Here is a 23369-nt window from a genome sequence, read left to right as displayed (position 1 = left end):
CCCATATGACCAGGAACATCTGTTGGCGAAGGCAGGTTTTCGTCTTTGTCGAGCATCGGATGCACTAGCCTTCATCCCCCATATAGGACGATTTGATTTTGGAAGAAGCCGTCATTTCGCTGAAAGACGTATCGCTGACGCTCGGCGAAGGTGCATCCTCGGTCCATGTGCTGAAGGGCGTCAGCCTCGATGTGGCGGGCGGCGAAGCGACAGGCATCGTTGGACCTTCAGGTTCGGGAAAGTCGACATTGCTGATGGTTTTGGCCGGACTTGAAAGGGTCGATTCGGGTACGGTCCGAATTGCCGGCGAGCTGCTCAACGGCAAAAGCGAAGACGAGATCGCATCGTTTCGAGGGCGAAACATCGGCATCGTGTTCCAGTCGTTCCATCTCATCCCCAATATGACGGCGCTGGAAAACGTTGCCGTCCCGCTGGAGCTTGCCGGCCATGTCGATCCGTTCGGCGTAGCGGCGCGCGAGCTGGCGGCGGTCGGTCTCAGCGATCGCGTCACCCATTACCCCGGCGAATTGTCTGGCGGCGAGCAACAGCGCGTGGCCATCGCCCGGGCACTGGCGCCGTCGCCGCGCATCCTGATCGCCGACGAGCCGACCGGCAATCTCGACCAGGCAACGGGGCGGCACGTCGCCGACCTGCTGTTTGCCAAGGCGGCCGAACGCGGCATGACGCTGGTGCTGGTCACGCATGACCCACTACTCGCGGCGCGCTGCTCGCGCCAGGTGTCGATGCGGTCGGGGCTGATCGAAGACGCGCCTAAGCCGGCCACCAGGGCTGGCAAGGTGACCGCATGATGCCGCTGGCGCGCACGCTGAGGCTCGCCTTTCGGTTTTCGCTGCGAGAAATGCGTGGCGGGCTGTCCGGCTTCCTGATCTTCCTTGCCTGCATCGCGCTCGGCGTCGCTGCGATCGGCGGCGTCAATTCGGTGGCGCAGGCTATTTCCGCCGGTGTTGCCGACCAGGGCCAGACGCTGCTCGGCGGTGATCTCCGCTTCCAGCTCAACCAACGCGATCCGACTAGAGCCGAACGCAGCTTCCTCGACCGGCTTGGCACGGTTTCGCACAGCGCCAATATGCGCTCGATGGCGAGGCTCGAGGACGGCTCCGACCAGGCGCTGGTCGAGGCCAAGGCGGTCGACGGCGCCTATCCGCTCTATGGTGCGCTGGAGACCGAGCCGGTGCTGTCGCGAGAGGATCTGTTCGGCGAAAAATCCGGCGTCTTCGGCGCCGCCGCCCCGGACCTCTTGTTCGAGCGGCTGAACCTTGGCATCGGTGACCGGCTAAAGCTCGGCAGCGCGACGTTCGAGCTGCGCGCCAGGCTGGTCAACGAGCCGGATGCAGTGTCGGATGGCTTCGGTTTTGCGCCGCGGCTGATGGTGTCGACCGACGGGCTTGCCGCTTCCGGCCTGATCCAGCCGGGCAGCCTGGTCGAGAACGCCTATAAGGTCCGCCTGCCCGGCGGCACCACTGAGGCACAGATCAAGGCGATCCAGGAGCAGGCGGCAAACCAGTTCCCGCAGGCCGGCTGGTCGATCCGCACCCGCAGCAACGCAGCGCCGGCGCTGTCCTCCAACATCGAACGGTTTTCGCAATTCCTGACGCTGGTTGGGTTGACGGCGCTGGTGGTCGGCGGCGTCGGCGTGGCCAATGCCGTGCGTGCCTATCTCGACGGCAAGCGCGGCGTCATCGCCACCTTCAAGAGCCTGGGGGCTTCGGGCGGGTTCGTCTTTGCCGTCTATCTGGTGCAGATCCTGATGATCGCCGCCCTCGGCATCACGCTAGGCCTTGTGCTTGGCGCGCTGATGCCGTTCGCGGCCAGCGCGGCACTCCAATCGGTCATTCCAGTGCCGGCGGAAGGTGGGTTCTATCCCGGCGCCCTCGGCATGGCAGCGCTGTTCGGGCTGCTGGTGACGCTGGCTTTCGCCTTGCTGCCGCTCGGCCGCGCACGCGACGTGCCGGCAACGGCGCTGTTTCGCGAAATGGGTTTCGAGGGCCGCGGTTTTCCCCGCCCGCTCTATATCGCCGCGGCATTGGGCATCGCGCTGCTGCTCGCGGTACTGGCGATCCTGTTTTCCGGCGACCGCCGTATTGCCTCGATCTTCGTTGGCGCCACGATCTTTTCGTTCCTGGTGCTGCGTGTGGTCGGCTCTCTGGTGCAGTGGGCGGCGAAGAAAAGCCCGCGCGTGCGCTCGACCGCGCTCAGGCTCGCCATCGGCAACATCCATCGGCCTGGCGCCTTGACGCCGTCCGTGGTGCTGTCGTTGGGACTCGGGCTGACGCTGCTGGTGACGCTGGCGCTGATCGACGGCAATCTCAGGCGGCAGATCTCGGGCAGCCTGCCGGAAAGGGCACCGAACTTCTTCTACGTCGATATCCAGAGCGGTGACGTCGATGCCTTCTCCGCGCTGGTCGGCAAAGAGGCACCGCAAGGCAGGCTGATCAAGGTGCCGATGCTGCGCGGCCGGGTGATGGCGCTCAACGGCGTCGATGTCGACAAGGTCAAGGTTCCGGCCGAAGGCGCCTGGGTACTGCGCGGCGATCGCGGCCTGACCTATGACGCAAAGCTGCCGGAGAATGCGACGCTGACCGAGGGCAGCTGGTGGCCGGAGAACTATGCCGGCGAGCCGCTGGTCTCGTTTTCCGCCGAGGAAGGCAAAGAGATCGGGCTGAAGCTCGGCGACACCATCACCGTCAACGTGCTCGGCCGCAACATCACGGCCAAGATCGCCAATTTCCGCCAGGTCGAATGGGAAACCATGGGCATCAATTTCGTCATGGTGTTCTCGCCCAACACATTCGCCGGTGCGCCGCATGGCTGGTTGGCGACGCTGACCGAGACGAATGCGTCGGCAGCCGACGATGCGCATCTTCTCAACGCCGTCACGCGTGCCTTTCCCGCGGTGACGACGGTCAGGGTCAAGGACGCGCTCGAAATCGTCAACCGGCTGGTGGCGCAGCTCGGCACAGCAATCAGGGCAGCAGCGGGCGTGGCGTTGATCGCCTCGGTGCTGGTGCTGGCCGGGGCGCTCGCCGCCGGCAACCGGGCTCGCATTCACGACGCGGTGGTGCTGAAGACCCTGGGTGCGACCAGGAAAACGCTGATCGCCGCGTTTTCGCTGGAATACATGCTGATCGGCCTTGCCACTGCGATCTTCGCGCTGGCGGCGGGCGGTGTGGCGGCATGGTTCGTCGTCGCGCGCATCATGACGCTGCCATCGCATTTCATGCCCGAAGTGGCGGTGGCGACCATCGGCTTTTCGCTGGTGGTCACGGTCGGCATCGGCCTTGCTGGCACGTGGCGGGTGCTGGGCCACAAGGCGGCGCCGGTGCTCCGAAATCTTTGAGCCAGAGCCGGTTTTGATTAAATCTCGGTAATGTTCCGGGCGGGAAGGCCAATAAAACCGTATCTCTGGCACTTCACGGAGCATTACGCTTGGTTACGGTCTTGTCCTTTACGCCAAGAACCATCATATTTCGGCGCAGGCATGCTGGAGCCCCGCCAGCGGCGCCTGGGTTCAAAAGGACCTGACACCGGACGGGGCAGAAGCAATATGAGGATTTCCATGGCTGATCCCGTTCGCAATTATCAGACGCGCGCCGTGCCCGGCGCCGGCGTCGATGCTGCCATCGACCAGGGCCTGCGGGCCTACATGATTAAGGTCTACAATCTGATGGGGCTTGGCCTCCTCATCACCGGCCTTGCTGCGGTCGGCACAATCATGCTGGCCACCACCAGCGATCCCGCCTCGGCCGTCGCGACGTTGCCAAGCGGCGAGATGCTGACCTCGTTCGGCTACGCGATCTTCGGCTCGCCGCTGAAATGGCTGGTGATCTTCGCCCCTCTGGCAGCGGTGATGTTCCTGTCGTTCCGAGTCCAGTCGATGAGCGTTTCGGCCGCGCAGACGACGTTCTGGGTCTACGCCGGCCTCGTCGGCCTGTCGCTGTCGTCGATCTTCCTGGTCTACACCACCGCCAGTATCTCGCAGACCTTCTTCGCCACCGCCGCCGCCTTTGGCGGGCTGTCGCTCTACGGCTACACGACCAAGCGCGATCTCTCGGCGTTCGGGTCGTTCCTGGTCATGGGCCTGGTCGGCCTGATCATCGCGATGGTGATCAACATCTTCCTGCAGTCGTCGGCGCTTTCCTTCGCCGTTTCGGCGATCGGCGTGCTGATCTTCGCGGGCCTCACCGCCTACGACACGCAGAACATCAAGGAGATGTACTTCGAGGGCGACGAGACTGATGTCGCCGGCCGCAAGGCGATTATGGGCGCATTGAGGCTCTATCTCGACTTCATCAACCTATTTATGTTTCTGCTGCAGTTCATGGGCGACCGTCGCTAAATACGGTTTTCCTGGACCAGCGAGTTTGGAAAGGGCGGCCCAATGGCCGCTCTTTTCTTTTGTGCCGGCTTTTGCTGTGATATAGGCAGATGAACGACGTGCCTAAATTATGAGCAGCATCACCTTGCGGGCCGCGACGTCGGCCGATCTCGACCGGATCACGGAAATCTATGCCGACGCGGTGACGAATGGCACGGCGAGCTATGAACTCGAACCGCCAAGCCGCACCGAGATGGGCGCGCGCTTCGACAGCCTGATGGCGGGCGGCTTTCCCTATCTCGTGGCGGAAAAGGCCGGCGGCGTGCTCGGCTATGCCTATGCCGGGGCGTTCCGGCCACGCCCGGCCTACCGCTTCGTCGTTGAGGATTCCGTCTATGTCGCGCCCGAGGCCAAAGGGCAAGGCGTCGGGCTGCTCCTGATGCAAGGGCTGATCGAGGCGGCCAAGGCGGCGGGCTTTCGCCAGATCATCGCGGTGATCGGCGACGGCCGGCACGACAGCGCCTCGGTACGGCTGCACGAAAAGCTCGGCTTTCGCCATTCCGGCCGCCTGGAAGGCTCAGGCTACAAGCACGGACGCTGGCTGGACACGGTGTTCATGCAACTGCCGATCAATGGCGGGGCGTCCATCCCGCCTGATGCGCAATCGCTGCCCGAGCGGAAGTTCCGCCAGCAAAAATAAAGAGTTACGCCTCGACCAGCTTCAGTGTTCGGTCGAACACGCCAAGCACCCGGCCGAGTTCCTGGCCGCGCTTGAGGATGCGCCCGCCGGCGGCGATGACGGCGAACGCGCCTTGCCGGCGCGCCAGCTTCGGATCCTTGACGATCTGGAAAAGCGGCACTTCGCTGGTGCGGCGGAAGACGGAAAAAACGGCGCGGTCGGCGAGATGGTCGATGGCATAGTCGCGCCACTCGTTGGCGGCAACCATACGGCCGTAGAGCCTGAGGATCTGGTCCAGTTCGCGCCGGTCGAACCGCACCGGCTGGTCGAGGCGTTCGCGTCTTGCCTCATGCAGCGGGATCAATATTGCGGATGCGTCCCCATCCTCCGTCCCGCTGCTGCGATCAGTCATGCCTGGATCCTCGCAATGAATCGTACGCCGACCAAAGTTGGCGCTTTCGTTGCCGAATTGCAAGGCCCGGCCGGGCAAGGCCAGCACCGCGCGGTTTCTCCAGCGTCCAGTCACGTTTGCGAAACGCCTGTTGGAATTGGTGATGCTTCGCCACAATCCTGCCTTTTTTTATCCGTGCTCATGCCCCAATGTCCGACGAATTTACCGGTGTTGCCTGAGACGGTTCGGTCCGGCACCGGCTCGTAAACCCCAAGCCCCCCGCCCACGGGTCTGCGTCGGATCGAACCAACCTCGGTTTTTCCTTGGAAAGATCGGGTGCGACGATCCCAAAACCTAAATGACCGGCGTCAGAAGCAAGCTGACGCCGGTTTTTTATTGGCCGGAGCCGTGGCGGTGCGATCCGTCCGGATTGGCTGCCATCAGAAGGTTGAGCGCGGTTCTCCCTTCTCCCCTTGTGGGAGAAGGTGTCGCCGAAGGCGACGGATGAGGGGTGTTCCAGCTTGGCAATTTCCTTGAAATCGCCGCCGCCTCAATTCTTCCAGCACCCCTCAACCGTGTCGGCGCTGCGCGCCGATCCACCTTCTCTCACAAGGGGAGAAGGAGAGGTCCCCGCTTAAGGCTTGCGGATAAAGGCTGCACCCAGGATCGGACCGGGCATGCCGTCCTTGCCAACTGACTGCAGCAGCACGGCGCAGCCGCCCTTCTTGGCGATCTCGCTCATCGGCAGTTCGTAGCGCTGCGCCTTGCCGTGCCACATGCCGGCGGTCTGGATGCTGGAGACGGCGTTCCAGTAGGTCATGCTGCGGCCGCTGTTTTCACCCTTGCCGATTTTTATCGTCTGTGGCGGGTTGAAATAGACGATGACGACATGCGCGTCGGTGGGGCCGGTCACGGCGTCGCCGGCATCGATCATGACGCGATCGCTGGTCCGGCTGACCTTGATGCCGACGCGCATGCCTTCGCCGACCCTCTCCATGCGGGCCAGCGCGCCGTCGACTTCCTTGCGGCTGGCGCCGTTGACATGGCTGCGGCCGTTTATGACGGCTTGCGGAGTGTAGACGGACCGACTGCCGAAGGCGCGCATATACTCGTATTGCCGCTCGGTATTTTCCTTGCGGCTCAGCGTGTCCTGCCAGCCGAGGTAATCCCAATAATCGACATGATAGGCGAGCGCGACGATGTCCTCCTTGGCGGCAAGCTCGGCGAAGAATTCGTCGGCCGGCGGACAGGAGTTGCATCCCTGGCTGGTGAAGAGCTCGACGACGCCTAATGGCTTGTCGGTTGGCTCGGCAAGGGCCCTGCCGGCAAACGCCGAGAGGGCCAGCGCAAGGGCCGCAAGCCGCAATGGTCTTCGAGATGGCATGGCCGTTCCGATCCCGCCGGTGACGCCGGCTTTGTTCTGGTTGTCGAAATATGTGGCAGAAGCGGCAGTCAACGGGAAGTCACGTTGCGGTGAAATTTTGCCGTTGCAACCGCTGGCAAGGGCGCAATAGGTGGACTTGCACTTCACGATGGAAGCGATTCGGGCGGCAATCAGCATGTGGCAATCTCTCCTGGCGCCGGTCGACCTCTATTGCGAACGGACGGGGCCGGAATTCTGGGCCGAACCGCTCAATGCGCTGAGCAATCTGGCTTTTTTTGCCGCCGGGCTATGGGGTGTCTGGCAGGTGCGCAAGCGCGGCACCGGCACCTTCGCCGAAGTGCTGGCCTGGTGGGTGGTGGCGATCGGCGTCGGCTCGTCGCTGTTCCACACCTTTGCCACAAGGGCAATGATCCTGGCCGACGTGCTGCCCATTGCAGGGTTCACGCTGGCCTACACGCTGTTCAACCTGCGACGTTTTCTCGGCATGAAATGGGGCAAGGCGATCGCCGTCTTCGTCGCCTTTTACGCCGTTGCCGGGCTGGTGACCTTTGCCGTGCCCGACTGGCTGCGCCAGGCGTCGAACGGGACGACCGGCTATCTGCCTCCGTTTCTGGCGCTCGCCTTCTTCGGTGCCTGGGTGGCGGCCAGCGGCAATCGCGCCGGCTGGTACAATCTGGCGGGTTCGGCGATCTTCGTCGTGTCGGTCATCTGCAGGATGATCGATCCGCTGGTCTGCGGCGGCTTTCCGCTCGGCACGCATTTCCTGTGGCACATATTCAACGGGCTGATGCTCGGCGTGCTGCTGGCGGCGACAGCGCGGTTTGGAAAGCCGGGAGTAGGGGGCAGTAGGGCAGTAGGGCAGTAGGGCAGTAGGGCAGTAGGGCAGTAGGGCAGTAGGGCAGTAGGGCAGTAGGGCAGTAGGGGAATAAGTCGCTTCTCCTTGCTTCACCCTACTGCCCTACTCCCTTAAGCGGCCAGATCGCGCAGCACGTATTGCAGGATGCCGCCATTCTTGAAGTAGTCGAGTTCGTCCAGCGTATCGATGCGGCAGATGATCGGAACCTCTTTGACGCTGTCGTCGCCGTAGGTGATCCTGGCGATCATCTTCTGCCGCGGCTTGATGTTGCTCAGTCCGTCGATCTCGACCAGTTCGTCGCCCTTGAGGTTGAGCGAGGCCCATGAGGTGCCTTCCTCGAAGACGAAGGGGATCACGCCCATGCCGACCAAATTGGAGCGGTGGATGCGCTCGAAGGACTGGGCGATGACCGCGCGGACGCCCAGCAAATTGGTGCCCTTGGCCGCCCAGTCACGCGACGAGCCGTTGCCATATTCGACGCCGGCGAAGATGACCAGCGGCACGCCTTCCTTCTTGTAGCGCATAGCGGCGTCGTAGATCGATTCCTCTTCTTTCGAGGGGTAATGGATGGTGTAGCCGCCCTCGCGGCCGTTCTCGCCCAGCATATGGTTGCGGATGCGGATATTGGCGAAGGTGCCGCGCATCATTACCTCATGATTGCCGCGGCGTGTGCCGTACTGGTTGAAATCGGCGACGCCGACGCCGTGGTCGGTGAGATACTTGCCGGCCGGCGAGGCCGCCTTGATCGAACCGGCCGGCGAAATGTGGTCGGTGGTGATCTTGTCGCCGAACAGGCCGAGCACACGCGCGCCCTTGATATCGCCGATCTTGCCGAAGCCTGACTTCATGCCGGCGAAATAGGGCGGGTTCTGCACATATGTCGAATTGTCGTCCCAGGCATAGGTCTGGCCTTCCGGCGCCTTGACGTTCTGCCAGTACTCGTCGCCCTTGAAGACGTCGGCATATTTGCGGGCGAACAATTCGCGCGTGACGTTCTTCTCGATGAATTCCTGGATCTCGACCGAACTTGGCCAGATGTCTTTGAGATAGACCGGACTGCCGTTGCGATCGTCGCCGAGCGGCTCGGTGGTCAGATCTTTGGTCACGGTCCCGGCCAGCGCGTGGGCGACGACCAGCGGCGGCGAGGCGAGATAGTTCGCCTGCACGTCGGGCGAGACGCGGCCTTCGAAATTGCGGTTGCCGGACAAAACTGCCGCAGCAATCAAGCCCTTATCGTTGATGGTCTTGGAGATCGGCGCCGGCAACGGGCCGGAATTGCCGATGCAGGTGGTGCAGCCGAAGCCGACCAGGTTGAAGCCGATCTGGTCGAGCTCCTTCTGCAGGCCGGATTTCTCGAGATATTCGGCGACGACCTGGCTGCCCGGCGCCAATGAGGTCTTGACCCACGGCTTCTGCTTGAGGCCGAGCCGGTTGGCATTGCGCGCCAACAGCCCGGCGCCGATCAGCACGCTCGGGTTCGAGGTGTTGGTGCAGGAGGTGATGGCGGCGATGACGACATCGCCATGGCCAAGATCGTAGTTCGTGCTCTCGACGGCATAGCGCTTGTCGATTTCGGCGGCCTTCCTGTATTCGGACTCCATGGCCTTGGCGAAGCCGGCCGGAATGTCTTCAAGTGCGACCCGGCCTTCCGGCCGCTTCGGGCCGGCCATCGACGGGACGACACTGCCGAGATCGAGCTCCAGCAGGTCGGTGAAGACCGGATCGGCAGAGCCGGCATCGCGCCACAAGCCTTGCGCCTTCGAATAAGCCTCGACCAGAGCGATGCGGCTTTCGTCGCGACCAGACATTGTGAGATAGCGGATGGTTTCGCTGTCGACCGGGAAGAAGCCGCAGGTGGCGCCATATTCCGGCGCCATGTTGCCGATGGTGGCGCGATCGGCCAGCGTCATGTTGGACAGGCCCGGCCCGAAGAATTCGACGAACTTGCCGACTACGCCCTTCTTGCGCAGCATCTGCGTGACGGTGAGCACCAGGTCGGTGGCGGTCACGCCTTCCCTCAACCTGCCGGTGAGGTGAAAGCCGATGACTTCCGGCAGCAGCATGGAGACCGGCTGGCCGAGCATCGCGGCCTCCGCCTCGATACCGCCGACGCCCCAGCCGAGCACGCCGAGGCCGTTGATCATCGTGGTGTGCGAATCGGTGCCGACGCAGGTGTCGGGATAGGCGGTGGTCTCGCCGTCTTCGCTGTTGGTCCACACCACCTGGCCGAGATATTCGAGATTGACCTGATGGCAGATGCCAGTGCCGGGCGGCACGACGCGGAAATTGCGGAACGCCTGCTGGCCCCATTTCAGGAATTTGTAGCGTTCCTCGTTGCGCTCATATTCAAGCTCGACATTGCGGGCGAAAGCCAGTGGCGTGCCGAATTCGTCGACGATGACCGAGTGGTCGATGACTAGATCGACCGGCACCAGCGGATTGATCTTTTGCGGGTCGCCGCCGAGCGAGGCCATGGCGTCGCGCATGGCGGCAAGGTCGACCACGGCTGGAACGCCGGTGAAATCCTGCATCAGCACGCGAGCCGGGCGATAGGCGATCTCGACGCCGGCGGTGCCCCGGTCGGTCAGCCAGCCGGCGACCGCCTGGATGCTCTCCTTGGTAACGGAACGGCCGTCCTCGTTGCGCAGCAGATTCTCCAGCAGCACCTTCATCGAATAGGGCAATTGGGCAATACCGGTGAGGCCGTTCTTTTCGGCCTCGACAAGGTCATAGTAGATGTACTCGGTGCCGCTGGCGGTCAGCGTGCGGCGGCAATTGAAGCTGTCGAGTGATTTGGACACGTGCGATCCCTAACTGTCGGTTGCCGGAAGGGAACGGACGCCAGTGGGCATGCAAATCACGCGCAAAGGTGCGGGTACGGCCATTTCCGCTATCCGTTCCCAAGCGTCCGGGCCGTTCAAGGCGGCACGCGCGCTGGTTCGGCGCAAATTCGGTTCCCGTGCCGACCGCTGGCACGGATGATGCGGATATAGAGAATTTTCTGGAATAGTTCTAGACACGGATTCGCCATTTTTGCTGCGGCGCACCGAAGCCGCACCTGAACTTTCGGCGAAGGGGGACGGATGCGGCTGATCGCCGAAAATCTGGGCGGCGAACGCGGCGGCGAGACGGTATTTTCCGGCATCGAATTCGCGCTGGGGGATGGCCAGGCGCTGGTCGTCACCGGGCCGAACGGCGCCGGCAAATCGACGCTGCTCAGGATCGTCGCCGGACTGTTGCCAGTGGCGGCAGGCCGTGTGCGGTTCGAAGGTGGTGGCGAGGACTTTCCGTCGGCCGCCTCGGCCTGTCACTATCTCGGCCACCTCAACGCGATGAAGACGGCGCTGAGCGTTACGGAAAACCTGTGCTTCTGGCGCGATTTTTCGGGCGCCGGTTCCGTGGGTGTTGAAGAGGCGCTGGAAACCGTCGGGCTGGGCGGCATCGGCCATCTGCCGTTCGGCTATCTCTCGACCGGGCAACGCCGCCGCGCGGCGATTGCAAAACTGCTGGTAAGCCACCGGCCATTGTGGCTGCTCGATGAGCCGACGGCAGGACTGGACAAGGCTTCGGAGGAGAGGTTCGGCGAATTGATGGGGAAGCACCTCGAGAGTGGGGGGATCGTGGTTGCGGCGACGCATTTGCCGCTAGGGATCGAGGGGGCGGAGGGGCTGGTGATGGGCGAGGCCGCTTGATGTTGGTGCTCTATGCGATGGAACTCCATCCTTTGCTTGGCCTTCATGCATGCATCGGGACCAAACCATAATGTGGTCCCTCTTCCTACGCGACATCCGCCTGAGTATCCGCGCCGGCGGCGGGGCGCTTACCGGCGTGATTTTCTTTCTCGCCGTTATCGCGACCATCCCCTTCGGCGTCGGTCCCGAGCTGAAGCTGCTGGCCCGCATCGGCCCGGCGATCCTGTGGATCGCCGCCTTGCTGGCCTGCCTGCTCGGCCTCGACCGGCTGTTCCAGGCCGACCGCGAGGACGGCTCGCTCGATCTTCTGGTGCTTGGCAACGACCGGCACATGCTGGCCTTGACCGTTCTGACGAAATGCCTGGCGCATTGGGCGGGAAGCGTGCTGCCGCTGGTCATCGCCGCTCCCTTGCTCGGCCTGTTCATGAACATGGAGCCGGCCGGCATCGGCGCTACGGCGTTGACGCTTCTGGTAGGCACGCCGGCGATCACCTTCATCGGTGCTGCCGGTGCAGCGGTGGCAGTGGCGTTGCCGCGTGGCGGGCTGCTGATCTCGGTGCTCGTGCTGCCGCTGACCATTCCCGTGCTGATCTTCGGCGTATCGGCAAGCTATGGCGCGGTGGCGGACCCCGATCCATTCCTGCAGCCCTTCCTCATTCTTGCCGCGCTGACCTTGTTTCTTGCCGTGCTCGGCCCTGTGGCGGCGGCGCTGGCGCTGCGGCACGGAACGGATTGATGTGTTGGCTTCAGCTCATGCCTGCGGCGCGGCGAACAATTGCGGAGCCGATGGCGCAGCGTTAAGAGAAGACATGTTGGAACGGCGTGAGACGGACCGGTTGGAAAGCGCCGCGGAGCGAAAAGCATGAGCGTACATGCGCTTTATGTCACCGCCGCCTATGCGATCACGGCCGTGGTGCTGGGCGGGCTGATCGGCTGGATTCTGCTCGACCAGCGCGGCCGCAAGCGAGAGCTTGCCGAGCTGGAGGCATCCGGCCTGCGCCGGCGCTCCGATAAGGCAGTAAAATCATGAGCACGGAAACCCAAACACCGGCGCGCCGCCGCCTGATCGTGCTGCTGCCGCTGCTGGTCTTTCTCGGGCTGGCGGGATTGTTCCTGGCGCAGCTTTTGTCCGGGCGCGACGTGTCGGAAGTGCCGTCAGCGCTGATCGGCCTGCCGGCGCCGCAGACCAACCTGCCGGCGCTCGAAGGCACCAATTTGCCGGGCTTCGATTCAAAACAGTTCGCCGGCAAGGTGACGCTGGTCAACGTCTTCGCGTCCTGGTGCGCGCCGTGCCGCGAAGAGCATCCGGTGCTGCTGGCGCTGTCGCAGGACAGACGCTTCGTCATGGCGGCGCTGAACTACAAGGACCAGCCGGAAAACGCCCGTCGGTTCCTTGGCGATCTCGGCAACCCATTCCAGGCGATCGGCGTCGATCAGGCCGGACGCACGGCGATCGACTGGGGTGTCTACGGCGTGCCGGAGACCTTCGTCATCGGCAAGGATGGCAAGATCGCCTATAAGCATGTAGGGCCGCTGACGCCGGACTCGGCGCGGACGCTGCTGTTACCCGAAATCGAGAAGGCGCTGGCCATGCCGGACTGATGGCCCGCCGTTTCGTCATGCTAGGGTCTTTGCTCCGCTTTGCGTCGCTACGCCCAAGGATGACGAACGTGATAGGTCGACCACATGATAGGTCGACCGAAGACTCAGCCGTAGATCTGCTTGTGGACCTGGTAGAGCATTTCGCTGCGGTCGGCGCGCATGTCGGCGAGGTCACGGCTGCTGAAGCTGTCGATTTCGGCGACGAGGCGGTTGTAATGCCGGCGCTTGGCGATGCTGGCGCGAGCGCGGCTCATGAGGCTGTCGATGATCATAGCGAGTTTCCTTTTTGCGCCGCGTTTCGCGGCCAGTTGTTCCTCCCTTGATCGATACGGAGCATGACATAGTTATGGTGCATTGCAAAAATAAGATGTTGCAATGCACCATTGCGCTGGGCGCATAGCCGGTTAACGGGATGTGACCTGTCGTCCGGGCCAGCATTCGCTTCCATAATGCCTCTGACGCATCATCGATCTTGCCATATCGATCGTGGGCTGGCTTGATCGCGCCTTGCCAAGCGACTGCTACCGGGAGGAACCATGGCCAGCGAATTCTACGAAGTTCTCGATCCGCGCTTTTCGCGGCTGTTCAACGGCAATGCACAGGTCGACAGGCTGTTTACCGGCTGCCGATGGGCGGAAGGACCGGCCTGGTTCGCGGCCGGGCGCTATGTGGTCTGGTCCGACATCCCGAACAATCGCATGCTGCGTTACGACGAAACCGACGGCAGCGTCAGCGGGTTCCGTCAGCCGTCCGGCAATTCCAACGGCAACACGGTCGACCGGCAAGGCCGGCTGGTTACTTGCGAGCATTCCGGCCGCCGCGTCAGCCGCACCGAGCATGACGGGTCGGTAGTCACCATCGCCGACAAATGGCGCGGCAAGCGGCTGAACTCGCCCAATGACGCCGTGGTCAAGTCCGACGGCTCGATCTGGTTCACCGACCCGAGCTACGGCATCGATACCGATTACGAGGGCGACAAGGCCGAAAGCGAGATCGGCGCCTGCCATGTCTACCGGGTCGATCCCGGCACCGGCGAGACCGAGGCGGTGATCACCGACATGGTCAGGCCCAACGGGCTCGCCTTCTCGGTTGACGAGAGCAAGCTCTATGTCGCCGACACTGGCCGCACGCATGGTGCGCAAAACCCGGCGCACATCCGGGTGTTCAATGTCGACCAGGGCGGCAAGACGGTCTCAGGCGAAAAGGTCTTTGCCGACTGCACCGCCGGCCTGTTCGACGGTTTCAGGCTGGATGCGGACGGCCGCATCTGGACCAGTGCCGCCGACGGGGTCCATTGCTACGATCCGGACGGGACGCTGATCGGCAAGGTCAAGGTACCGGAAGTCGTCGCCAATTGCGTGTTCGGCGGCAACAAGCTGAACTGCCTCTACATCGCCGGCACCACATCGCTCTATATGGTCCGGCTTATGGTCAACGGCGCCAAAACCTACTGAGCGGCCGCCAAGCATATCCAAGGGAGGGAACCATGCCATTCGTGAATATCCGCCTGGTCAAGGAGGTGATTGCCGACGACCCGGCCGGCAAAAAGGCCGCGATCGCCGCCCAGGTGACGGCGGCCATCACCGGCGTCACCGGCCTGACCAACAACGATGTCTGGGTGGTTTTCGAGGAGATCGCTGCACGCGACTGGTTCGTCGGCGAGACCGACGTCGAGACGCGGAGGGGCAAGGGATAGTTCCCGGCACAGATTGGCCGCAGCTCCTAGCGTCGTCATCCCAGGGCGGAGCAGGAGCGAAGCTCCGTCGCGGAGACCCTAGGATGACGAAAGCACGGTCCGGCGTTCACCGCGAGCGGATGAACTCCGCGAAGGCGGATAGGGCATCGCGCATCGTCAGCCGGTTTTCCGGCTGCGATAAGATATCCTCCGGCAGCTTCTTGCCGAGCAGCGCTATTTCGAGCGCTGCTTCCTCATGGAGCGCGAAAGACATTGTCCGCATGACCTCGGCCAGTGCGGCGCGGGCAAACAGCGAGCGCTGCGAGGCATGCACCAGCATGGCTGGCTTGCCAACGGCGGCATCGCGCGACACCAGCCAGTCAAGCGCGTTCTTCAGGCCGCCTGGCACACCGTGGGCATATTCCGGGCAGGAGACGATGACGCCGTCGGCGGCGGTGACCGCATCGATCAGCGCCGCTGCTTGCGGCGGCGTTCGCTCGCCTTCGTCGTCGGGGTTGAAGATCGGCAGCCGCCCAAGCCCGTCAAAGACGCCGACATGGCAACCCGGCGGCGCGTTTCGCGCGAGCGCCGCAAGCAGGGCCGAATTGGTCGAGGCGGCGCGCAGGCTGCCGGAGATGGCGAGGATGTTCAGCAAAGGAATGGAGACCGGCTTGGGAGATTCGTTGCCGATCACGCTACCACATGGTCTCCCTGTATTCCTCGTCCAGCCAGCGGTCGGTCGCCTCGGCCGAATCGGCGAGCGCCAACTGGTCGCGCAGGATCTGGCCGAGCGTCGGCAGCGTCGCGCGGTCGTACCAGCTCTCCGGCTTCCACAATTCGGAGCGCATGAAGGCCTTGGCGCAATGCATGTAGGCGGCCTTGACCGTCACCACGACGACGCTTTGCGGTGCCTTGCCGTCGACCGCCAGCCGCTCACGCAACGCCGCATCGACGGTGATGCGGGCATCGCCATTGACACGCAGCGTTTCGTTCATGCCGGGAATGAGGAAGAGCAGCCCGATCGAGGGATTGAGAAGGATGTTCTCCAGCGTGTCGAGCCGGTTGTTACCGGGCCGGTCGGGGATGGCGATGGTCTTCTCGTCGAGCACTGTTACGAAGCCCGGCCTGTCGCCCTTGGGCGTCACATCGGCATTGCCGGCGCCGTCGGACGAGCCGATCAGCACGAAAGGGCTCTTGCCGATGAAGGAACGGCAGTGGCCGTCCAATGCCTTCAGTTCCTTGCGGATCGAGCCGTCAGTCGGCCGAGGCGTCTTGTAGATCGTCCTCAGCTCGTCGCGCGTGGTGATGAATTCCATGCCCCTCTCCTCTTATTCTGACGCAATTCCCTAGGGAAAGCGCTACGCGCTTTTCCCGGGAAAACCGCTACACACTTTCCTGGAATTGCTCTATTTGCCGGCCTTCTCTTCCTTGCCGGTCTTGTCCTCGAGCGAATGGCGCAGGATCAACGGCATTTGGCTTAACGTGAAGACAAGGGTAATGGGAATCGTGCCCCAGACCTTGAAATAAAGCCAGGCTTCCTCAGAAAAGTTGCGCCACACGACCTCGTTCAGCGCAGCCAGAAAAAGGAAGAAGAGCCCCCATCGGAAAGTGAGCTTGCGCCAGCCTTCGGCGTCGAGATTGAAGGCGGAATCAAAGACATAGCCCAACAGCGATCTGCCAAACGCCAACCCGCCAAGCAACGTGATGCCGAACAGGCTGTTGATGATTGTCGGCTTCATGAAAGCGAAGGTCTTGTCCTGCAGCCACAGCGCCAGCGCGCCAAACACAAACACCACGATGGCCGAGACCAATGGCATGATCGGCCAGCTGCGCGTCAAAATCCACGAAACGCTGAGCGATAGCGCCGTCGCCACCATAAAGAACGCTGTGGCAATCAGGATAGGCTCGCCGATATGGCCGAGGATCGGAAACTTCCCGACAAGCCACGCGCCGCGGATGGTGGTGAAAAAGAACACCAGGCCAGGCCCGAGTTCGAGCAGGAATTTCAGGCCAGGGTTCAATGCCTTGCGGCGCGGATCGGACAGGTCGCGTTCGAGGATGGGTGGGCTCATAGGGTCCTTCTTATGCATGATTCAATCCAAAAAGGCCTGCAACTTTTCGGGATCATGCTCGTCAAGCCACGCCAGCGATCGCCCTGGCGAATTCGCTTGCGGAAAAGGGTTCGAGGTCGTCGACCTGTTCGCCGACGCCGATGAAATAGACCGGCAATTTGTGCTTTGCCGCGATCGCCACCAGAATACCGCCGCGCGCCGTGCCGTCCAGCTTGGTCATCACCAGGCCGTTGACGCCGGCGACATTGCGGAAGATCTCGACCTGGTTGAGCGCATTCTGGCCGGTGGTGGCATCGACCGTCTGCAGCACGGTGTGCGGCGCTTCCGGATCGAGCTTGCCCAGCACCCGGACGATCTTTTCCAGTTCCGCCATTAGTTCGGTCTTGTTCTGCAGCCGCCCGGCGGTGTCGATGATCAGCACGTCGGAGCCGGCCTCCTTCGCGCGCTCGAATGCATCGTAGGCGAGGCCGGCGGCATCGGCGCCGAGCTTCGAGGCAATGACCGGCGAGTTGGTACGCTCGCCCCAGATCTTCAGCTGCTCGATCGCGGCTGCGCGAAAGGTGTCGCCGGCGGCGAGCATCACCGAGAGGCCGCCATCGGTGAGCTTCGCCGCCAGCTTGCCGATGGTCGTGGTCTTCCCGGTGCCGTTGACGCCGACCACCAGGATGACATGCGGCTTGTGGCTGAGGTCGAGCTCCAACGGCATGGCGATGTGGGTCAGCACTTTCTCAACCTCGGCCGCCATGATGGCCCGGACTTCGGTGTCGGAGACGTCCTTGCCATAGCGGCTGGCGGAGAGCGCGTCGGTAACGCGCAAAGCCGTCTCCATGCCGAGATCGGCGCGGATCAGCACATCCTCCAGGTCCTGCAGCGTGTCCTCGTCAAGTTTCCGCTTGGTGAAGACGCCGGCGATGTTGCCCGACAACTCCTTGGAAGAGCGGGCAAGCCCGTCTCGCATGCGCTGGAACCAGGAGCGCCTCGGCGCCGGTTCGGGCGCCTTCTGCGGCTCGGCTTTCTGCTCGACCTTCTTGGTTACGGTGACTTTGCCGGGGGCGGGCTTTGGCTCCGGCGATGGTTGCGGAACGGCTTCTGGCTCGGGCTTTACCTCCCCTTCGATGGGAGGGTGGGGCGCCGGCACGACCTCCGGTTCGGGCGCGATCTCGGTCAAGATCGGTTTCGTCTCGGCCGGCGCTGGCTGGCGGATCGGGGGCGGTATTTCGGCGGGCGGGACTTCGCGCGCTGGCGCTGCTGAGGGAGCCTCGGTGGGCACTACCGGCACTTCGACGTGTGCAGGTTCTGGCTGGGAGGGGACGATTTCTGGCTGCTGCGGCTCGGCCCGGATCTCCTCCGGTTCCTCAGCAGGCGTTTCCGGCTCGGGTGGAATGGTCGGCGGCGGCTCAGGCTTCTGCGATTCCGGCGCCGGTTGGGGTGCCGGAGGCAACTCTGGTTCGACTGGCGGTGGAGGTACGGCTTCGACTTCGGGCCGCGATTCTTCGCGTTTCAAAAACTCCGGGACGGCCTGCTCGGCGGCCGGTTTCAGCGCCTCCAGTTCGTCCCATTTGATCGGCGGCAGCGGCGCGGCCTCGTCGGGCCGCTCCTCGACGACTTCCTTCTTGCCGAACGAAAATATCTTCTTGAAAAACCCAGCCATGTCTTGCGCTCTCAGGCGGCGCGGGCGGCGCGGGCGGCAAGCGGCGCGGCGATCAGTCGGATACCGTCATGGCCGGCGATATCAGCCTCGACGATGTCGCCCGGAGCGCCGGCAGAGACCGCGGCCAGCGTAAACCCTTCGGTGCGGCCAAGGCCGTCACGCTCGACCAGGATCGACTGATGCGTTCCAGCGAGCGAGGTAAGATGGCGGCGATAGGCGGCCTCGCCGGCGGCGCGCAGGCGTGCCGCGCGTTGCTTGACGACGTCGCGGCGGAGCTGCGGCATGCGAGCGGCGGGCGTGCCCTGGCGCGGCGAAAACGGGAAGACGTGGAGATGCGTCAGGCCGCATTCCTCGACGATCTCCAGCGAGTTTTCGAACATGGCGTTCGTCTCGGTCGGGAAGCCGGCGATGATGTCGGCGCCGAAAACAATGCCGGGGCGCAGTTTGCGCACATCCTCGCAAAAGCGGATCGACTGGTCGCGGCTGTGCCGGCGCTTCATCCGCTTCAGGATCATGTCGTCACCCGATTGCAGCGACAGATGCAGATGCGGCATCAGCCTCGGCTCGGTGGCGATGGCGTCCAGCAGATCGTCGTCGGCTTCGATCGAGTCGATGGAGGAAAGCCGCAGGCGTTTCACGTCTGGCACCTGCTTCAGGACGGTCTTGACCAATTTGCCGAGCTTCGGTGCGCCCGGCAGATCGGCGCCAAAACTGGTCATGTCGACGCCCGTCAGCACGATCTCGGCATAACCATTGCCGACGAGTCGCTTGATCTGCTCGACCACGGCGCCCATCGGCACCGAGCGCGAATTGCCGCGACCGTAGGGAATGATGCAGAAGGTGCAGCGGTGGTCACAGCCGTTCTGCACCTGGACAAAAGCGCGCGCCCGGCCCTCGATGGCGTCGACCATGTGGGCGGCCGTCTCGCGCACCGAAAAGATATCGTTGACGCGCGCCTTCTCAGTGTCGTTGACGCCGAAATCCGGCAACGCGCGATAGGAATGCGCCTTCAGCTTTTCCTCATTGCCGAGGACGAGATCGACCTCGTCCATGGCGACGAAATCCTGCGGGCCGGTCTGCGCGGCGCAGCCGGTAACGATGATGCGGGCAGCCGGGTTCTCACGGCGGGCTTTTCTGATCGACTGCTTGGCCTGGCGTACAGCCTCGCCGGTGACGGCGCAGGTGTTGAAGATGATGGCACCGCCTTCGAGCCCGCCGAGGCCCGCACTTTCGGCTTCACGCCGCATCACCTCGGATTCATAGGTGTTCAGCCGGCAGCCGAAGGTGACGACCTCGATACCCTTGTTGCCAAGAGGAGCCATCAGGCGGCGCTTTCGGTGTCGCGCGCCCACGCCCCGGTCGACGGATCGAAGCTGCCGGAAAATTCCCATTCGGCGGCACCGGTCAGGATGACGTGGTCGTCGTCGCGCCACAAAACATGCAGCGAGCCGCCGCCGGGCGTCATCAGCGTGACGCCGCGGCCGGTACGCCGGGTGCGGGACGCGGCGACCACAGCGGCGCAAGCAGCCGTGCCGCAGGCCTTGGTCAGGCCGGCGCCGCGCTCCCAGGTGCGGATGGCCATGGTCTCCGGCGAGGTCACCTGCGCGATGGTGATGTTGGCGCGCTCGGGGAAGATCGGGTGGTTTTCGAGCAGCGGGCCGAAGCGCTCGAGCTCGTACGACCAGACGTCGCGGTCGACCCAGAAGATGGCGTGCGGATTGCCCATCGAGACGACCGACGGCGAATGCAGCACCGGGGCATCGATCGGGCCGATCTGCAGCTCGATCATGCGGGTGTCGCGGAATTCCTCGGCCAGCGGGATGTCCTGCCAGCCAAAGCGCGGCCTGCCCATGTCGACCGAGATCATTCCGTCGGCATGTTCCTCGGCATTGAGGATGCCGGCGACTGTTTCAAAGGCAAATGTCTTCTGGCCGGTCTCGGCGGCGAGCGCCTGGACGACACAACGCATGCCGTTGCCGCAGGCTTGCGCCCTGGTTCCGTCGGAATTCAAGATGTCGATGAAAAAGGCGGTGCCCGGCGTCCTGGGGTCGTGGATCGCCATGATCTGGTCGAACCTTGTCGCCGCATCGGCATTAAGCGCGACGGCTGCCGCAGGCGTCACGCGATCGGCACGGCCACGCATATCGGCAACGATGATTTCGTTGCCGATGCCGTTCATCTTGGCGAAAGGGGCCGCGCTTGCCATCGATCGAAAGGTCTCTTGCCGGTTTGGCGCCTATATGGCGGATAGCGGCAGAAATTACCAGCGCGGCGTGATTTTCAAGTCACCGCGAAGACGCCAAGCACGATCAGCAGGAAGATGATCAGCACGATGCCGATGAGGATGCGCGCGCCGGTGGCGGCGGCTCCGGCCAGTGCCGGCATGCCGAGCAGGCTCGCCGCGGCCGCGATAATCAAAAGAATTATGATCCACCTGATCATGAGAGACACCTCGCAGCCGACAGGTTTGAACACGTACAAACGCTTCAGCGAGGCCTTGGGTTCCGCCGGCGGTGGCTGGGGCGGGTCGGAGAACCCGGCTGGGACATGCAGCTACGGATGCAATGTGTCATAGTATTGAATGATCCAAACGACGTGTTAGCTGGCACATGAGCTGCGGCCGGCGGATAGGAAATTCGGGACTTGCATATTTGAGTCTCGACGGCTTGGAAAATTTCCAATGACCGAGCGTTGGGACACAATCATTATTGGTGGCGGCCAGGCGGGGCTCGCCATGAGCTACTATCTTCAACAACATGAACGTGAGCATGTTGTGTTGGAACGCGCTCGTATTGCCGAACGCTGGCGGACGGAGCGTTGGGATTCGCTCCGATTTCAATTCATCAACCAGGCAATAGAGCTTCCTGGGCTTTCTTATCAGGGCCCCGAACCGGAGGGGTTCGCCCATCACACCGCTGTCACGCGATTCATCGAGCACTATGCGGCCAAAATTGCAGCTCCGGTTCGCCAGGGTGTCGAGGTCACGAGGCTCCGGCACAGGGATACCGGCGATTATGCATTGGAGACAAACACCGGCAGCATGAGAGCCCGCAATGTCGTAGTGGCGACGGGCCCGTTCCAGCGTCCGATGGTACCGGCGGCCGCCAGGGATTTGCCTCGATCCGTTTACCAGGTTTACGCTTCGAACTACCGCAGCCCCGACGAACTTCCCCCCGGAGCGGTGCTGGTGGTGGGCAGCGGCGCATCTGGAAGCCAGATAGCCGATGAGCTCCAGCAATCCGGGCGCAATGTCTACCTTTCGGTCAGCCCCCATCGTCGGGTGCCTCGGCGCTATCGCGGCAAGGATGTTTTGTGGTGGTTCGACAAAATGGGACGTTTCGAGATCACCATCGACAGTTTCCCGGAGCAGCGGTATCCCCCCTCGACGGTCGTAACCGGTGTCAACGGCGGTTACGATATGAACGTCCGCCGTTTTGCCCGCGATGGCGGAACGGTGCTGGGACGTGTGCTCGGATGCGCCGATGGAAAACTGTTGGTGGCCGGGGATGCCTCGCAGATATTGGCTGAAGCCGATAGGTCCTATGACGATTTTGTCTCCGCTGCAGAGGCGTTGGCAGAGAAACCTGAAGTCGCGGACCACATCAGCGATGGCAATGAACGCTCAGCAACGCCAATCCTGGCGGAAGTCGGCGGCGCCCGGTCAGTGGATATCTCCGGCGAGAACGTCAGCTCGGTTATCTGGGGGACGGGATACCTCTTCGACTACAACTGGATAGATTTGCCAATTTTCGATTCGCGCGGTGCACCCGTTCAACAGCGTGGCGTGACGGCTTTTCCTGGCCTGTATTTTCTTGGCCTCCATTGGATGCATACCTTTGGCTCCGGCCTTCTCTCATATGTAGGCCGCGACGCCGCCCACATAGCCAGGTGTATGGAAGCCTTGGGGTCGCCTGCGCCGTCAGGCCGGTCGCCGCGCTAGACCGCCGGCACGTCCCAGACTTCGCCCGGCCGCAAGGCGCGAAAACGTTGCCGCGGCAGGCCGGCAGCATCGAGCGCTTCGCCGAGCTTTCTGGGCGGCTCGTCGATCGGCTCGTTGGTGAGCCGGAACGTGCCCCAGTGACAGCCGGCGGCATAGGCGGCGTTGCACAAAAGCATGCCTTGCACCGCCTCCTCCGGATCCTGGTGATGTGGCGCCATGAACCAGCGCGGCTCGTAGGCGCCGATCGGCAGGATGGCGAGGCGGAACCCGCCGTGCTTTTGCGCCATCAGCCGGTAATTGATGCCACCGTGGAAGCCGGTATCGCCGGCGAAATAGATCCTTGCGTCGGGTGTGTCGACGACGAAACCCGCCCACAGCGCCATGCGCCGGTCGCGAGTACCGCGGGCCGACCAGTGGTGCACCGGCTCGACATAGACCGCGACGCCATCGCCGATATCGACCCGGTCGCCCCAGTCATGCGCGGAAAGCCGCATGCGGGGCACGGCAGCGCCGATGATCGTGTCGTTGCCGAGCGGCGTCAGCAGCAGCGGGTCGTGTCTTGTCTTCAGGCGCTTCAGCGTGGCGAGGTCGAGATGGTCGTAATGGTTGTGGCTGACCAGCACGAGGTCGATCGGCGGCAAATGCGAAAAGGCGATGCCCGGCGGATTGACGCGTTTCGGACCGGCGAAGGAGAGCGGCGAGACGCGTCGCGACCAGACCGGGTCGGTCAGGATGTTCAGGCCGGCTGTCTGGACGAGCAGCGAGGAATGACCGACCATGGTGAGGCGGAGCGCTGCACCATCGATGCGCTCGACCGGTCTTGCCGGTGGAAACGGGCTCGGATCCGCCGCCGGCCATTTCGAGCGCTCGCGGCTCAATTGCCATTTCAACAGATCGGCAAAGCGACCCGGCGGCCGTCCGTTGGGATTGAAGAACAAGGTGCCGTCGAAATGATCGCTGGGCGGCCCGCTGTAATAGCGGTTGGCGGCTCTCTTTCTCGCGGCCAAGAAATCGGCTCCCTGCAGTTTGCTGATCCCAAGAGATAATGCCGGCGCCGGCCCGCACAAGCATTTGAGGTGAACGCCAAGGGT

24 protein-coding genes are annotated in these 23369 nt (G+C 63.2%); 12 read left to right on the top strand and 12 right to left on the bottom strand.

Annotated features, from left to right (window positions below; translation table 11 throughout):
• The first annotated feature begins 98 nt into the window (after positions 1 to 98).
• The 4 genes from NKJ23_RS13450 to NKJ23_RS13435 all read left to right on the top strand — a co-directional run bounded on the left by NKJ23_RS13450 (position 99) and on the right by NKJ23_RS13435 (position 5036).
• Positions 99 to 809 carry an ABC transporter ATP-binding protein gene (locus tag NKJ23_RS13450; protein WP_352680610.1) on the top strand — a complete coding sequence of 237 codons (711 nt, stop codon included), beginning with the start codon at positions 99 to 101 and terminating at the stop codon, positions 807 to 809.
• Positions 809 to 3358 carry an ABC transporter permease gene (locus NKJ23_RS13445; RefSeq protein ID WP_352680682.1) on the top strand — a complete coding sequence of 850 codons (2550 nt, stop codon included), beginning with the start codon at positions 809 to 811 and terminating at the stop codon, positions 3356 to 3358. The genes NKJ23_RS13450 and NKJ23_RS13445 overlap by 1 nt, the downstream gene beginning before the upstream one ends.
• 219 nt (positions 3359 to 3577) lie before the next feature.
• Complete coding sequence (locus NKJ23_RS13440; protein WP_254817871.1) at positions 3578 to 4357, top strand: Bax inhibitor-1/YccA family protein; 780 nt, start codon at positions 3578 to 3580, stop codon at positions 4355 to 4357.
• A gap of 109 nt (positions 4358 to 4466) precedes the next feature.
• Positions 4467 to 5036 carry a GNAT family N-acetyltransferase gene (locus NKJ23_RS13435; protein WP_352680609.1) on the top strand — a complete coding sequence of 190 codons (570 nt, stop codon included), beginning with the start codon at positions 4467 to 4469 and terminating at the stop codon, positions 5034 to 5036.
• Between the two features lie 4 nt (positions 5037 to 5040).
• On the opposite strand, the gene NKJ23_RS13430 is transcribed toward NKJ23_RS13435, so the two are convergent.
• Both NKJ23_RS13430 and NKJ23_RS13425 read right to left on the bottom strand, forming a co-directional pair.
• Positions 5041 to 5427, bottom strand: a complete 387-nt coding sequence (locus NKJ23_RS13430) for a DUF2794 domain-containing protein (RefSeq protein ID WP_031212724.1) — start codon at positions 5425 to 5427, stop codon at positions 5041 to 5043.
• A gap of 613 nt (positions 5428 to 6040) precedes the next feature.
• Complete coding sequence (locus tag NKJ23_RS13425) at positions 6041 to 6790, bottom strand: DUF1223 domain-containing protein (RefSeq protein ID WP_352470828.1); 750 nt, start codon at positions 6788 to 6790, stop codon at positions 6041 to 6043.
• Between the two features lie 175 nt (positions 6791 to 6965).
• Between NKJ23_RS13425 and NKJ23_RS13420 the strand changes: the two genes are divergently transcribed.
• Positions 6966 to 7655 (top strand): ceramidase domain-containing protein, encoded by a 690-nt coding sequence (locus tag NKJ23_RS13420; RefSeq protein WP_352680608.1) that lies wholly within the window; start codon positions 6966 to 6968, stop codon positions 7653 to 7655.
• Positions 7656 to 7756: 101 nt separating this feature from the next.
• On the opposite strand, the gene acnA is transcribed toward NKJ23_RS13420, so the two are convergent.
• Positions 7757 to 10447, bottom strand: a complete 2691-nt coding sequence (acnA, locus tag NKJ23_RS13415) for an aconitate hydratase AcnA (RefSeq protein WP_352680607.1) — start codon at positions 10445 to 10447, stop codon at positions 7757 to 7759.
• Positions 10448 to 10729: 282 nt separating this feature from the next.
• On the opposite strand from acnA, the gene ccmA reads away from it, so the two are divergent.
• From ccmA to NKJ23_RS13395, 4 genes are all read left to right on the top strand, one after another.
• Complete coding sequence (gene ccmA, locus NKJ23_RS13410) at positions 10730 to 11338, top strand: heme ABC exporter ATP-binding protein CcmA (protein WP_352680606.1); 609 nt, start codon at positions 10730 to 10732, stop codon at positions 11336 to 11338.
• A gap of 70 nt (positions 11339 to 11408) precedes the next feature.
• Positions 11409 to 12074, top strand: a complete 666-nt coding sequence (gene ccmB, locus NKJ23_RS13405; RefSeq protein ID WP_352680605.1) for a heme exporter protein CcmB — start codon at positions 11409 to 11411, stop codon at positions 12072 to 12074.
• Between the two features lie 126 nt (positions 12075 to 12200).
• Positions 12201 to 12368 (top strand): heme exporter protein CcmD, encoded by a 168-nt coding sequence (gene ccmD, locus NKJ23_RS13400; RefSeq protein ID WP_352680604.1) that lies wholly within the window; start codon positions 12201 to 12203, stop codon positions 12366 to 12368.
• Positions 12365 to 12940 carry a DsbE family thiol:disulfide interchange protein gene (locus NKJ23_RS13395; protein WP_352680603.1) on the top strand — a complete coding sequence of 192 codons (576 nt, stop codon included), beginning with the start codon at positions 12365 to 12367 and terminating at the stop codon, positions 12938 to 12940. Before ccmD ends, NKJ23_RS13395 begins: the two co-directional genes overlap by 4 nt.
• 104 nt (positions 12941 to 13044) lie before the next feature.
• On the opposite strand, the gene NKJ23_RS13390 is transcribed toward NKJ23_RS13395, so the two are convergent.
• Complete coding sequence (locus NKJ23_RS13390) at positions 13045 to 13212, bottom strand: hypothetical protein (RefSeq protein WP_023721879.1); 168 nt, start codon at positions 13210 to 13212, stop codon at positions 13045 to 13047.
• 264 nt (positions 13213 to 13476) lie between these two features.
• Here NKJ23_RS13390 and NKJ23_RS13385 point away from each other — a divergent pair, with 264 nt between their 5' ends.
• Both NKJ23_RS13385 and NKJ23_RS13380 read left to right on the top strand, forming a co-directional pair.
• Complete coding sequence (locus tag NKJ23_RS13385; RefSeq protein ID WP_352680602.1) at positions 13477 to 14394, top strand: SMP-30/gluconolactonase/LRE family protein; 918 nt, start codon at positions 13477 to 13479, stop codon at positions 14392 to 14394.
• A 32-nt stretch (positions 14395 to 14426) separates the two neighbouring features.
• A complete protein-coding gene (locus NKJ23_RS13380) occupies positions 14427 to 14636 on the top strand; it encodes a tautomerase family protein (RefSeq protein WP_352680601.1) in 210 nt (69 codons plus the stop codon).
• 106 nt (positions 14637 to 14742) lie between these two features.
• Here the strand turns inward: NKJ23_RS13380 and NKJ23_RS13375 are convergent, their stop codons facing one another.
• From NKJ23_RS13375 to NKJ23_RS13345, 7 genes are all read right to left on the bottom strand, one after another.
• Complete coding sequence (locus NKJ23_RS13375; protein ID WP_352680681.1) at positions 14743 to 15270, bottom strand: NADPH-dependent FMN reductase; 528 nt, start codon at positions 15268 to 15270, stop codon at positions 14743 to 14745.
• Between the two features lie 40 nt (positions 15271 to 15310).
• Complete coding sequence (locus NKJ23_RS13370; protein WP_352456344.1) at positions 15311 to 15931, bottom strand: pyridoxamine 5'-phosphate oxidase family protein; 621 nt, start codon at positions 15929 to 15931, stop codon at positions 15311 to 15313.
• A 90-nt stretch (positions 15932 to 16021) separates the two neighbouring features.
• Positions 16022 to 16687: a septation protein A gene (locus NKJ23_RS13365; RefSeq protein WP_023679806.1), complete on the bottom strand. Its 666-nt coding sequence runs from the start codon at positions 16685 to 16687 to the stop codon at positions 16022 to 16024.
• A 61-nt stretch (positions 16688 to 16748) separates the two neighbouring features.
• On the bottom strand, positions 16749 to 18338 hold the full coding sequence (gene ftsY / locus NKJ23_RS13360) for a signal recognition particle-docking protein FtsY (RefSeq protein WP_352680600.1): 1590 nt from the start codon (positions 18336 to 18338) through the stop codon (positions 16749 to 16751).
• Positions 18339 to 18349: 11 nt separating this feature from the next.
• On the bottom strand, positions 18350 to 19660 hold the full coding sequence (gene mtaB / locus NKJ23_RS13355) for a tRNA (N(6)-L-threonylcarbamoyladenosine(37)-C(2))-methylthiotransferase MtaB (RefSeq protein ID WP_352680599.1): 1311 nt from the start codon (positions 19658 to 19660) through the stop codon (positions 18350 to 18352).
• Positions 19660 to 20544, bottom strand: coding sequence for a diaminopimelate epimerase (gene dapF, locus NKJ23_RS13350; protein WP_352470815.1), 885 nt, complete (start codon positions 20542 to 20544; stop codon positions 19660 to 19662). The genes mtaB and dapF overlap by 1 nt, the downstream gene beginning before the upstream one ends.
• A gap of 74 nt (positions 20545 to 20618) precedes the next feature.
• A complete protein-coding gene (locus tag NKJ23_RS13345; RefSeq protein WP_031195454.1) occupies positions 20619 to 20780 on the bottom strand; it encodes a DUF1328 family protein in 162 nt (53 codons plus the stop codon).
• A gap of 238 nt (positions 20781 to 21018) precedes the next feature.
• Here NKJ23_RS13345 and NKJ23_RS13340 point away from each other — a divergent pair, with 238 nt between their 5' ends.
• A complete protein-coding gene (locus NKJ23_RS13340) occupies positions 21019 to 22278 on the top strand; it encodes a flavin-containing monooxygenase (protein WP_352680598.1) in 1260 nt (419 codons plus the stop codon).
• Here NKJ23_RS13340 and NKJ23_RS13335 read toward each other — a convergent pair.
• Complete coding sequence (locus tag NKJ23_RS13335) at positions 22275 to 23285, bottom strand: MBL fold metallo-hydrolase (RefSeq protein WP_352680597.1); 1011 nt, start codon at positions 23283 to 23285, stop codon at positions 22275 to 22277. The genes NKJ23_RS13340 and NKJ23_RS13335 overlap by 4 nt on opposite strands.
• Positions 23286 to 23369 lie beyond the last annotated feature (84 nt).

Origin of the sequence: Mesorhizobium sp. M0184, from assembly GCF_040322215.1 — a bacterium.
Taxonomy (GTDB): domain Bacteria; phylum Pseudomonadota; class Alphaproteobacteria; order Rhizobiales; family Rhizobiaceae; genus Mesorhizobium.
The sequence above is the reverse complement of the archived record's forward strand: the minus strand, read 5'-3'. Positions and strand labels throughout refer to the sequence as shown.

Coding starts and splice junctions, on each gene's coding strand:
- NKJ23_RS13345 (WP_031195454.1), bottom strand. CDS start 20,780: ATGATCAGGTGGATCATAATTCTTTTGATTATCGCGGCCGCGGCGAGC.
- NKJ23_RS13385 (WP_352680602.1), top strand. CDS start 13,477: ATGGCCAGCGAATTCTACGAAGTTCTCGATCCGCGCTTTTCGCGGCTG.
- NKJ23_RS13440 (WP_254817871.1), top strand. CDS start 3,578: ATGGCTGATCCCGTTCGCAATTATCAGACGCGCGCCGTGCCCGGCGCC.
- NKJ23_RS13445 (WP_352680682.1), top strand. CDS start 809: ATGCCGCTGGCGCGCACGCTGAGGCTCGCCTTTCGGTTTTCGCTGCGA.
- mtaB (WP_352680599.1), bottom strand. CDS start 19,660: ATGGCTCCTCTTGGCAACAAGGGTATCGAGGTCGTCACCTTCGGCTGC.
- NKJ23_RS13435 (WP_352680609.1), top strand. CDS start 4,467: ATGAGCAGCATCACCTTGCGGGCCGCGACGTCGGCCGATCTCGACCGG.
- ccmB (WP_352680605.1), top strand. CDS start 11,409: ATGTGGTCCCTCTTCCTACGCGACATCCGCCTGAGTATCCGCGCCGGC.
- ccmD (WP_352680604.1), top strand. CDS start 12,201: ATGAGCGTACATGCGCTTTATGTCACCGCCGCCTATGCGATCACGGCC.
- NKJ23_RS13370 (WP_352456344.1), bottom strand. CDS start 15,931: ATGGAATTCATCACCACGCGCGACGAGCTGAGGACGATCTACAAGACG.
- NKJ23_RS13365 (WP_023679806.1), bottom strand. CDS start 16,687: ATGAGCCCACCCATCCTCGAACGCGACCTGTCCGATCCGCGCCGCAAG.
- NKJ23_RS13425 (WP_352470828.1), bottom strand. CDS start 6,790: ATGCCATCTCGAAGACCATTGCGGCTTGCGGCCCTTGCGCTGGCCCTC.
- NKJ23_RS13430 (WP_031212724.1), bottom strand. CDS start 5,427: ATGACTGATCGCAGCAGCGGGACGGAGGATGGGGACGCATCCGCAATA.
- NKJ23_RS13340 (WP_352680598.1), top strand. CDS start 21,019: ATGACCGAGCGTTGGGACACAATCATTATTGGTGGCGGCCAGGCGGGG.
- NKJ23_RS13420 (WP_352680608.1), top strand. CDS start 6,966: ATGTGGCAATCTCTCCTGGCGCCGGTCGACCTCTATTGCGAACGGACG.
- ftsY (WP_352680600.1), bottom strand. CDS start 18,338: ATGGCTGGGTTTTTCAAGAAGATATTTTCGTTCGGCAAGAAGGAAGTC.
- dapF (WP_352470815.1), bottom strand. CDS start 20,544: ATGGCAAGCGCGGCCCCTTTCGCCAAGATGAACGGCATCGGCAACGAA.
- NKJ23_RS13380 (WP_352680601.1), top strand. CDS start 14,427: ATGCCATTCGTGAATATCCGCCTGGTCAAGGAGGTGATTGCCGACGAC.
- NKJ23_RS13390 (WP_023721879.1), bottom strand. CDS start 13,212: ATGATCATCGACAGCCTCATGAGCCGCGCTCGCGCCAGCATCGCCAAG.
- NKJ23_RS13395 (WP_352680603.1), top strand. CDS start 12,365: ATGAGCACGGAAACCCAAACACCGGCGCGCCGCCGCCTGATCGTGCTG.
- ccmA (WP_352680606.1), top strand. CDS start 10,730: ATGCGGCTGATCGCCGAAAATCTGGGCGGCGAACGCGGCGGCGAGACG.